Here is a 10,033-nt window from a genome sequence, read left to right as displayed (position 1 = left end):
CAGGCCGTTGACGCGGATGTCGGCGATCCTGAACGACGCGGCCTGGACCATGGAGCCATTGAGCAGCAGGATGGAGAGCAACAGTCGCGGGTAATTCATCGAGGGTTCCAGGCGGGCGTAGAAGAGCAGCACGGGGCTGCCGGGAAGCGGGGCGATGAGCATACGGGCGGGCTGTGTTCGGCGCGGTTAACCGAGGGTAAAGATGTGTAAAGTTCGCCCACGGCCTGCCAGGACGGGGCGATCATGGCGCTTTTGCAGAACCTGGCACCTGACCCATCATGATCCCCGTACTGCTGGTCGACGACGACCGCGAACTGACCGAAATGCTCGCCCTGTACCTGGCCCGCGAGGGCTTCCAGGCCACCGCCGTGGCGACCGGCGAGGAGGGCGAAACCCGCGCCTTGAGCGGGCTTTACCGCCTGGTGGTGCTGGACGTGATGCTGCCAGGCATCTCGGGCATCGAAGTGCTGCGGCGCATTCGTGCCCGCAGCCAGGTACCGGTGCTGCTGCTGACCGCCCGGGGTGACAACATCGACCGTATCGCCGGCCTGGAGCTGGGCGCCGACGACTATGTGCCCAAGCCCAGCTCGCCGGGTGAGCTGGTGGCGCGCCTGCGGGCGATCCTGCGCCGGGTGCAGCCGCAGATGCTGGCCGAAAGCCAGGGCGCCGAGTCCATTGGCCGCGGCGCACTGACCCTATGGCCTGGGCGGCGCAAGGCGCAGTGGGGCCCGACACCCCTGGACCTGACCGGCACCGAGTTCAGCCTGCTCGAAGCCCTGGCCCGCCAGGCTGGCCAGCTGGTGAGCAAGCAGAACCTGTCACTGAACGCCTTGGGCCGGCCACTGACCCGCTACGACCGGCGCATCGATGTGCACATCAGCAGCATCCGCCAGAAGCTCGGCCCGCGTGACGATGGCAGCAGCTGGATCCAGAGCGTGCGAGGCATGGGCTACATGTTGATCGTCGAATGATGCGCCGGCGCCTGTTCTGGAAGCTGTTCTTGGCGTTCTGGCTGGCCAACAGCCTGACCTTTCTGGTCGGTGCCGGGGCCTTCATGCTCGACGAGCTGCGCGGTGACACCCCCGGGCTGCGGGCGATGCTGGCCACTGAACTGAACCTGTTGCACCGTTATGGCGAACAGGCCGGCCGCCAGTACCTGCAGGTGTCGCCGCAGCCGCCTGACGTGCAGGTGGGCTTGTACGACGGCACTGGCCACTTGCTGGCCGGGCGTGCCGTGGATACATCACGGTTTGAGCGGGCGCTGCTCGACGAGGGTGGCCAGGCCCTGGTGCTGCGGGCTTCGGTGGACACCCAGCTGGATGAAGCACCGCGCCCGCGAAGCATGGGCCCGTTGCTGACCGGCACGCTGATGAGTGCGGTGTTCGCCTTGCTCTGCAGCCTTTACCTGACCCGCCCGCTGACCTGGCTGCGCGAGGCCATGGGCCAGGTGGCCAAGGGCCGCTTCGATGTCCGTGTACGCCCGCGTTTGGGGCGGCGGCGCGACGAAATCGTCGAACTGGCCGAAGACTGCGACCGCATGGCCGGGCAGCTCAAGGCGCTGGTCGAAGCGCAGCAGCAGCTGCTGCACGATATTTCCCACGAACTGCGTTCACCGCTGACCCGCCTGCATGTCGCCATCGGGTTGCTGCGTCAGCAGCCCGAGCGCGAGGAAATGCTCGGGCGCATCGAGCGCGAGTCGCGGCGCATGGATGACCTGATCGAGCAGCTGCTGACCCTGGCGCGGGTGCAGTCGCAGCAAGGCCAGAGTGAGCAGGGTGAGCTGGATGCCGTCGAGGTACTGGCGCAGATCGTCGAGGATGCTCGTTTTGAAGCGGGCATGAAGCAGGCGCAGGTCAGCTTGCTGGGCGCCGGGACTTTCGTCACCCGTGGCCATGAGGAGCTGCTGTACCGCGCGTTCGAGAACGTGATCCGCAACGCCGTGCGCTATACCGCGGCGGGTAGCGAAGTGCGCGTCGAGGCGGTGCTGGTGGGCGCAGGCGAGCAGTTGCAGGTGCAGATTGTCGACCAGGGCCCGGGTGTCGAAGCGGCCCGCCTGCAGCGTATCTTCGAGCCGTTCGATCGAGGCGGGCACAGCGGTGCCGATGGGTTCGGCCTGGGCCTGGCCATCGCTCGCCGCGCCATTGGGCTGCACCAGGGCAGTATCAGCGCGAAGGCGGGCGAGGCGGGTGGCTTGAGCGTGGCAATCCTGTTGCCACGCCTGGGTTGAATGAACACGGCTTCTGAAAGCTGGCTCGATCCCTGTGGGAGCCGCGCTTGCCGGCGATGGGCCGCGAAGCGGCCCCGGCAATTTATGCGACAACCTCGAGATCGTGGGGCCGCTCCGCAGCCCATCGCCGGCAAGCGCGGCTCCCACATTTATCGCGTGAAGCAATCGATCAGCGGCCGAGCATCACGGTTTGCAGCTGCGCCTGAGCCTGCTGCACGGTCTTCGCCTGGTTGGTCAGGTCTTGCAGCAAGCCATTGAGCTCAGCCTGTACCTTGGGATCGTTGACCTTGACGATCGGCCCGTTGATCTCGATCTGCGCCTTGTGAGCATCCACGTAGTCGGCCACTTTCAGGCTGCTGTCGAGGGTGCCGTTGATCTGCGGCAGCACTTGCAGGAAGGTATCGGCCGGTACGCTGACAGTGCGGTCGTAGGCCTTGTCGTAGACCACCTTGAGGTCTTCCGGCTGCTTGAGCTGGGCATGCGCGCTGTCGGCCTTGGCCTTCTGTTCCTGCAGCTGCAGACCCATGTCGTTCAGGCCGGTCTGTACCGCCTTGATGTCGTCACGGCGGCTGGTGATATCGTTCAGCGAGCGCACCGCGCCTTTCTGCAGCAGGCTGCCCAGGGGTTTCACCGCGCTATCCATGGCGCCGTTGAAGTGGGTGATCACTGCGTAGTGGTCGCTGTAGGGGCCAAACGCCTTGGATTCCTCGGCGCTCAGCTTGGGCACGTGAACACCTGGCTTGTCGACGATACGGGTTTGCAGGAATTCGCTGAAGGCAGCGCGCTGCTTGGGCTCATCGTCGCCGCAGGCGGCAAGGACCAGGGGCAGGGCGAGGGCAAGCAGCCACTGGGGGCGGAACAGGACTTTCATGTCGATCAATCTCCTTGAGGGTTGAGGTGTGCCAGCGCACTGGCGCGCGCGGCGTGCAAGGGTAGCGCTTTTTCAGGTGTGGATCCAATCGCCGCTGAGCCGCCTGCAGGCCATCGCTCAGTTCAAGCCGAGGGCAGTGTAAAGCCGTCAATCCCCCGCCCAAGTTTCAGCGCCTGGCCATGCAGCACACGCATCAGGTGCAGCGCCGACTGCGAGAGCGGTTCAAAGCGCGAGTAGACAAAGCTGATATCGAAATGAATCTCGTCGACCAGCGGCACCACTTGCAAGCCGCTGTCCTGCGCGACGAACTCGTCGATCACACTGATGCCCATGCCTTGCTTGACCAGCGCCACGGCCTCGTTGGCATTGGTGAACGACAGCAGCGAGTTCAGCTGCAGGCCACGTTGCTGAATATGGCCGGCCAACAGCTGGCCGAACGGCATGTCCGGGCGGAACAGCAGCAACGCATGGCCCTGCAACTGTTGCAGGGTCAATGAAGGCTGCTGCGCCAAGGCATGCCCGTTCGGCATCACCACCACCATGCGCCCACGCATGAAGGCCTGGGAATGCAGGTGATCGTGGATCACCGGCAACGCGGCGATCGACAGGTCGACGGTCTTCGACAGGATCTGGTTGGGCATGGCGTGCATCAGCGAGGTCTGCCACTCGATCTGCAGTGCCGGCGCTTCGCGTTTGAGCTGGGCCAGTGCGGCAGGGATGACCACGGTCGATAGCGAGGCACTGCAGGAGATGCGCAGCGTGCGGTGGCTACCGGCGGCCAGGGAATGGGCGCACGCGTTCACCTGCAAGGCCGCCTGGTACACCCGCTCGACCTCGCGGTACAGCACCTGCGCCTCGGCCGTGGGCACCAGGCGGTTGTTGATGCGCTCGAACAATCGGTAGCTCAGCCGCCCCTCGATATAGCCGATCAACTTGCTCACCGCCGGCTGGGAGACGTAAAGCATTTTTGCGGCAGCACTGATCGAGCCGGTCAGCATCACCGCACGAAACACCTCCATGTGGCGCAGCTTGAACACCATCGTCGTGCCGTCCGGGATTCCCTGAGCGGGGATCATGCCTATTACCTTCGGTTATGGTCTTCGCCATCTGTGCATGAGCGCTGCAGCACCGCCCGCAGTATCGTGAGCCCAGGCAAGTCGCCTAGCGGCGAACAATAACAAGATCTGCAGGCAAGCGCAGTGGCGCTTGAAGGAATCGCGCTTGAACATCTACGAAGAACCCAAGATCGACTGCCATAACCATTTGTTTGACCCCGCACGCTTCGCTTACCACCCCAACGCCCCCTACGCGCCGTCCGGCCAGGAGGTCGCCACCCTGGCCCAGTTCAACCAGGTGATGGATGCCTATGGCGTACGCCATGCCCTGCTGGTGGGGCCGAACAGTGGCTACCACACCGACAATACCCTGCTGCTGCACGCACTGGCTTCTGGCCAGGGGCGCTTCAAGGGGATTGCGGTGGTCGAGCGGCAGATCAGTCTTGATGCGCTGGCCGCGCTGCGCGAGCAGGGCGTGGTCGGTGTCGCCTTCAACCCGGCGCTGTACGGCGTGCCGAGCATGCGCGATGCCGCGCCGCTGTTCGGCAAGCTGGCCGAACTGGGCATGTTCGCCCAGGTGCAGGTCTGCGAGGACCAGTTGCTGGACCTGCAATGGCTGATCGAACACAGCGCAGCGCGCCTGTTGATCGACCACTGTGGCCGCCCGGACGCCGCCGCCGGCATTCAGCAGGCCGGCTTCCAGGCGCTGTTGCAGCTGGCCCGCAGCGGGCGCGCCTGCGTGAAGCTGTCGGGCATGCAGAAGTTCGCCGAGGCCGATGGCCTGTACGCGCAAAGCCATGGCTATGTGCGGGTGCTGCTCGATGCGTTCGGCCCGGAGGCCTGCGTGTGGGGCTCGGATTGGCCGTTCATCCGCCAGCCTGCGCGGGTCGACTACGGCCCACTGCTGAAGCTGGCCGAACGCCTGATGCCGGACGCCCGTCTGCGCCGCAAGGTCATGTGGGACACCCCGCGGCGGCTGTTCGGTTTTGCCTGATCCGCAGCACGTGCCCTTTTGTCCCCAATGGTCAGATCACCCGGGCGCTGTGCAACGCTTCCAGCGCCTGCCCACGCAATCGTGCCAGGCGCTCGTCGCGCCGATCCCGGGGGTATTCCAAGCCGACCCGCAATTCCCGGCAGACCGTCCCAGGCCGGTTGCCGATCACCAGCACCCGATCACTCAGGTACAGCGCTTCATCAACATCATGGGTCACCACCAGCAAGGCAATCCCGTGCCGGTGGGCCAATTGCAGCAGCAAGTCCTGCAGCTTGAAGCGGGTGAACGCATCCACAGCACTGAACGGCTCATCAAGCAGCAACAGTTGCGGCTGGCCATACAGGCCTCGGGCGATGGCCACACGCTGGGCCATGCCGCCGGACAATGCCTTGGGCAGCGCATCGGCGAAGCCGGCCAGCCCGACCTCTTCGATCAGCCCGGCCACCCTGGCGCGGTCGTAGCGGTTGTCCTCACTGAAGCCGATATTGTCGGCCACGTTCAGCCAGGGCATCAGCCTGGGTTCCTGGAAGACGAAACCGACCTGCTCGGGGCGCCGGTGCAGGCGGCCGCTGAAATGGGGGTCGAGCTGGGCCACCAGCCGCAGCAAGGTGCTCTTGCCGCAGCCGCTGGGGCCGAGCAGGCTGACGATTTCGCCCGGTTGCAATTGCAGTTCGATCTGCCCAAGTACCGGGGTTGCGCCGAAGGACTTGGCTTCGACCTGCAGATCGAGCAGGGGCGCAACGGGTTGCGTGCGTAAGGGTTGATTCATGGGTTCAGGCCTTGGTGTCGGAGCCATCGAAAGTGTCGCGCCAGGCCAGCCAGCGCTTTTCCAGGCCGGCCAGCAGCCCGTCGCTGAGCTTGCCGAGCAGGGCCAGGACGATGATCGCCGCCAGCACCAGGTCCGGGCGCGAGGTTTCCCGGCCGTCGCTGAGCAGGTAGCCCAGGCCGCGGGTGGCGGCGATCAGTTCGGCGGCGACGAGGAACATCCAGCTCAGGCTCAATGCGCTGCGCAAACCGGTGAACACGCCCGGAATGGCTGCTGGCAACAGCACCCGTCGGGCCAGGCGCAGGGGGCCGAAGCCGTACATTCGGGCGACTTCGACCAGCTTGCGGTCGATGTTGCGGATCGCCGCCACGCCGTTGAGGTACACCGGGAAGAACGCGCCGATGGCGATCAGCGTGACCTTGGAGGTCTCGCCAATGCCCAGCCACAGCAGCAACAGCGGTACCCAGGCCAGGCTGGGGATCGCCCGCAGGCTGGCGAAGGTAGGCTCGAGCCAGGCTTCGGCTTCGCGGCTGAGCCCGACCCAGGCGGCGAACAGCAGGCCGAGCAGGGCGCCGATGGCGAACCCGGCCAACACGCGGCTCAGGCTTGCGCCGATGTGCTTCCACAACGCACCGTCCGCCAGTTGCAGCAAGGTCTGGGCAACCTCGCTGGGAGCTGGCATCTGGTAGGACGCGATCCAGCCAAGGCGCACCACGGCCTCCAGCAAAACGATCAACGCCAGCGGCAACGCCAGGCCCTTGAGCCGGCGCGGCCATTGGCGTGGTGCAGGCACGGGCAGGGTGTGGCTGGTCATTCGATGCTGGCCTTGCCGAAGGACGGATCGATCAACTGGTCAATCACCTGGTTGACGTTGGCGCCCCGTTTGACCAGCTCCTCGGAGACAAGGATCGGTGCCGCAGCCTTGGAGGCGGTCGCATCCTCGGCGGTCAGCTGTGGGGCAGAGAGGTCGGTGCGCGACAGTTGGAGTTTGGCCACATCCAGCGGCAGCTTGGATTCGTCTGCCAGCAGCTGGGCGAACTCGTCCGGATGCGCGACCGCCCAGTGGCGGGCTTTTTCATACGCCTTGATGACCGTGGCGATGGTTTGCGGATGCTCTTTGGCGAAGGTCTCGGTGACGCTGATCACGCCATAGCTGTTGAAGTCCTTGTTGCGGTAGAGCAGGCGCGAGCCGGCTTGCAGCTCGCTGGCAGCCATGTGTGGATCGAGGCCGGCCCAGGCGTCGACATCGCCTTTTTCCAGGGCGGTACGGCCGTCCGGATGCTGCAGATGCAGCAGTTCGACGTCGTCCTTGTTCAAGCCGGCTTTTTCCAGGGCGCGCAAGGTGAACAGGTAAGGGTCGGTGCCTTTGGTCGCGGCGATCTTCTTGCCCTTGAGGTCGTCGATGCTGTGCAGCTGCGAGCCCTTGGCCACCACCAGTGCGGTCCACTCGGCGCGGCTGTACACATACACCGACTTGATCGGGCTGCCGTTGGCGCGGGCGAGTACGGCGGACAGGCTGGCGGAAGAGCCAAAGTCGGCACCGCCGCTGTTGAGGTACTCCAGCGAGCGGTTGCTACCTTGGCTGAACACCCAGCTGACTTTGGAATCAGGCAAGGCTTGCTCCAACCAGCCGAAGTGCTTGAGCACCAGGCTGACCGGCGAATAGTAGGCGTAGTCCAGGCGCACTTCCTTGGGCGCGGTTTCAGCGTGGGCGGTGGGGTTGAGGAGAAGGGCGGCCAGGCCGGCGGCGAGGCTCTTGAGCGGGAGGCGCATTGCAGAATCCAGTCGAATGAAGGTGTGTTCATTCAATTGCAGGGGACATGCCATTTGGCCATCCACCTGCCCGAGGAATTGGCGCAACCCCAGTGGAAGCGGGTTAACCCGCGAATGCGCCGGTAGATTCAAAGCCGCATTCGCGGATGAACCCGCTCCCACAGGTTTTCTAGCTGGCTTCTAATGCTGTACGCAGCTGTACTTTCTGTTGATCGGCTGTTGCCCTGCAGACAGTGCCAGAGGCCTCAAGGGTTGACCTGATAACCACGCCCCTGCAAGCACCCGCTGTAAGCACTGGCATGCGCCGAGCTTTGCGCCTGGCCCTGGTTGCGTCGGTCTTCGCGGCGCTCCTGGCGTTGCCGCGAGGCACCTACTGCAGCACCCGCGGCTGCCCCTTGGCCGGCACGGTTCTGCCGGTACTCTTGCTTGGCATTGTCGCCAACCCGGTCATACACCTCGTCATGCTGGTTGCCCCGCACCTGGGCGCCTACCGCACCTGCAGCGGCACCGGCCGCAGCACCTTTGACCCTGCCGCCGACGTGACTGCCGGATGTACTGCTGCTGGCGCTGTTCGCGGCGTTGCTCGCCACGGTGTTGCAGTCGTTGATGTCCAGCTGCATCTGCTGGCTGCTCTGGCCCTTGAGCGGCAGCACCGACTGGGCCTGGGCTGCCGACGCCGCGCACAGCAGCATCAGCAGGTAACGCCACGTGAACGCACGCATCGCACACCTCCACCGGATGGGAATTGCATTTCACAGGATAGCTGGGGCTGCGCTATGGGGCGTTGCCTATACGCCATGGCTGAGGCGCTATTGATAACTTCAAGTAAACAATAACGTGACTTTGACTGTATTACTGCTCTCCCGAAAAGCCCTTACCTTAAGCCCACGTGATAACCACACGCAATCTGGGCCCAAGCGCGTTCTGCCTGTACGCATCAGCTGGCCCAGCCGCCACATTCATCCGACTCACAACAATAATTCGGAGACGGCAATGGCCAAGCGATTGATAGGCAAACTGTACGTTCAAGTATTGATAGGCGTGTCCCTGGGCATTGTGCTGGGGGTGTTCTGGCCTGAAGTCGGCACCGACATGAAGCCGCTGGGTGACGCCTTCATCAAGCTGATCAAGATGGTCTTTGCGCCGATCATCTTCGCCACGGTGGTGCTGGGCATCGCCAAGATGGAAAACATGAAGGAGCTGGGGCGGGTCGGTGCCCGGGCGCTGATCTACTTCGAGGTGCTGTCGACCTTTGCCCTGGTGCTCGGGTTGATCGTGGTCAACCTGGTGCAGCCGGGGCAGGGCATGAATGTCGACCCTGCCACGCTCGATACCAAGGCCATTTCCACCTATACCGCCGCAGCTGCCAGCGGCTCGGGTGGCTTGACCGATTTTCTGCTGCACCTGATTCCGGCGAGCGTCACGGATGCTTTTGCCAACAACGAGATCCTGCCGATCCTGCTGTTCTCGACCCTGCTCGGTATCGCCCTGGCCAATCTCGGCGAGCGCGGCAAGCCGATGGTGGATGTGCTCGAAGCGTTTTCCCACGGCATGTTCTACATCGTCGGCCTGGTGATGCGGGTTGCGCCGCTGGCGGCCTGTGGGGCCATGGCCTTCACCGTCGGCAAGTACGGCCTGGGTTCGATCGTGTCGCTGGGCAAGCTGATGGCGACCATGTACCTGACCTGCTTCCTGTTCGTGGTGCTGATCCTGGGCAGCATTGCGCGCCTGTCGGGCTTCAGCCTGTGGAAGTTCCTCAAGTACCTGCGCGAAGAGCTGTTCACCGTGCTGGGCACCAGCTCCTCGGAGTCGGTGGTGCCGCAGCTGATGAACAAGCTGGAGAAGGTCGGCGTTTCCAAACCGGTGGTCGGCCTGGTGATCCCCTCGGGGCTGACCTTCAACCCCGATGGCCAGTGCATCTATTACACCATGGCGGCAATCTTCATCGCCCAGGCCACCAACACCCCGCTGACCCTGATGGACCAGCTGATCGTGCTCGGCGTGCTGCTGCTCACCTCCAAAGGATCGGCAGGCGTGACCGGCTCGGGCTTCATTACCCTGGCCGCGACCCTGGCGACCATGGACAACATCCCGGTGGCCGGCATGGTCCTGCTGCTCGGCGTCGACCGCTTCATGTCCGAAGCCCGCGCCATCACCAACACCATCGGCAATGCCGTCGGCACCCTGGCCATCGCCAAGTGGGTCGGCGCCCTGGACAGCGAAAGAATGAACCAGGTGCTTGACGGCCAGGCCGTGGCGCAGCCCGAACCACCCGCCAGCATCACCCCCGCCGCAGAAGCGGCCACCCCTACCGATAAAAAAAGCCTTGTGATGCACTGAGGAGATA

At 64.4% G+C, this 10,033-nt stretch carries 10 protein-coding genes; 4 read left to right on the top strand and 6 right to left on the bottom strand.

Annotation, left to right across the window (positions count from 1 at the left end; all coding sequences use genetic code 11):
* Positions 1–278: 278 nt before the first annotated feature.
* Complete coding sequence (locus tag APH28_RS24015) at positions 279–971, top strand: response regulator transcription factor (RefSeq protein ID WP_060512966.1); 693 nt, start codon at positions 279–281, stop codon at positions 969–971.
* Entirely contained in the window at positions 968–2,227 is a 1,260-nt protein-coding gene (locus tag APH28_RS24010) for an ATP-binding protein (RefSeq protein ID WP_060512965.1), read from the top strand. Before APH28_RS24015 ends, APH28_RS24010 begins: the two co-directional genes overlap by 4 nt.
* A 169-nt stretch (positions 2,228–2,396) precedes the next feature.
* Here the strand turns inward: APH28_RS24010 and APH28_RS24005 are convergent, their stop codons facing one another.
* Positions 2,397–3,098, bottom strand: a complete 702-nt coding sequence (locus tag APH28_RS24005) for a DUF3053 domain-containing protein (protein WP_060512964.1) — start codon at positions 3,096–3,098, stop codon at positions 2,397–2,399.
* Positions 3,099–3,220: 122 nt separating this feature from the next.
* Positions 3,221–4,174, bottom strand: a complete 954-nt coding sequence (locus APH28_RS24000; RefSeq protein WP_060512963.1) for a LysR family transcriptional regulator — start codon at positions 4,172–4,174, stop codon at positions 3,221–3,223.
* Positions 4,175–4,319: 145 nt separating this feature from the next.
* On the opposite strand from APH28_RS24000, the gene APH28_RS23995 reads away from it, so the two are divergent.
* A complete protein-coding gene (locus APH28_RS23995) occupies positions 4,320–5,147 on the top strand; it encodes an amidohydrolase (protein WP_060512962.1) in 828 nt (275 codons plus the stop codon).
* A 31-nt stretch (positions 5,148–5,178) separates the two neighbouring features.
* On the opposite strand, the gene APH28_RS23990 is transcribed toward APH28_RS23995, so the two are convergent.
* From APH28_RS23990 to APH28_RS23975, 4 genes are all read right to left on the bottom strand, one after another.
* On the bottom strand, positions 5,179–5,916 hold the full coding sequence (locus APH28_RS23990; RefSeq protein ID WP_060512961.1) for an ABC transporter ATP-binding protein: 738 nt from the start codon (positions 5,914–5,916) through the stop codon (positions 5,179–5,181).
* A gap of 4 nt (positions 5,917–5,920) precedes the next feature.
* Positions 5,921–6,727: an ABC transporter permease gene (locus APH28_RS23985; protein WP_060512960.1), complete on the bottom strand. Its 807-nt coding sequence runs from the start codon at positions 6,725–6,727 to the stop codon at positions 5,921–5,923.
* A complete protein-coding gene (locus APH28_RS23980; protein ID WP_060512959.1) occupies positions 6,724–7,686 on the bottom strand; it encodes an aliphatic sulfonate ABC transporter substrate-binding protein in 963 nt (320 codons plus the stop codon). The genes APH28_RS23985 and APH28_RS23980 overlap by 4 nt, the downstream gene beginning before the upstream one ends.
* 245 nt (positions 7,687–7,931) lie before the next feature.
* A complete protein-coding gene (locus APH28_RS23975) occupies positions 7,932–8,408 on the bottom strand; it encodes a YMGG-like glycine zipper-containing protein (protein ID WP_060512958.1) in 477 nt (158 codons plus the stop codon).
* 271 nt (positions 8,409–8,679) lie between these two features.
* Between APH28_RS23975 and APH28_RS23970 the strand changes: the two genes are divergently transcribed.
* On the top strand, positions 8,680–10,026 hold the full coding sequence (locus tag APH28_RS23970; RefSeq protein ID WP_060512957.1) for a dicarboxylate/amino acid:cation symporter: 1,347 nt from the start codon (positions 8,680–8,682) through the stop codon (positions 10,024–10,026).
* The last annotated feature ends 7 nt before the right edge of the window (positions 10,027–10,033 follow it).

The sequence above is a fragment of the Pseudomonas sp. NBRC 111124 genome (assembly GCF_001320245.1).
In the GTDB taxonomy this organism is placed as follows: Bacteria; Pseudomonadota; Gammaproteobacteria; order Pseudomonadales; family Pseudomonadaceae; genus Aquipseudomonas.
The sequence above is the reverse complement of the archived record's forward strand: the minus strand, read 5'-3'. Positions and strand labels throughout refer to the sequence as shown.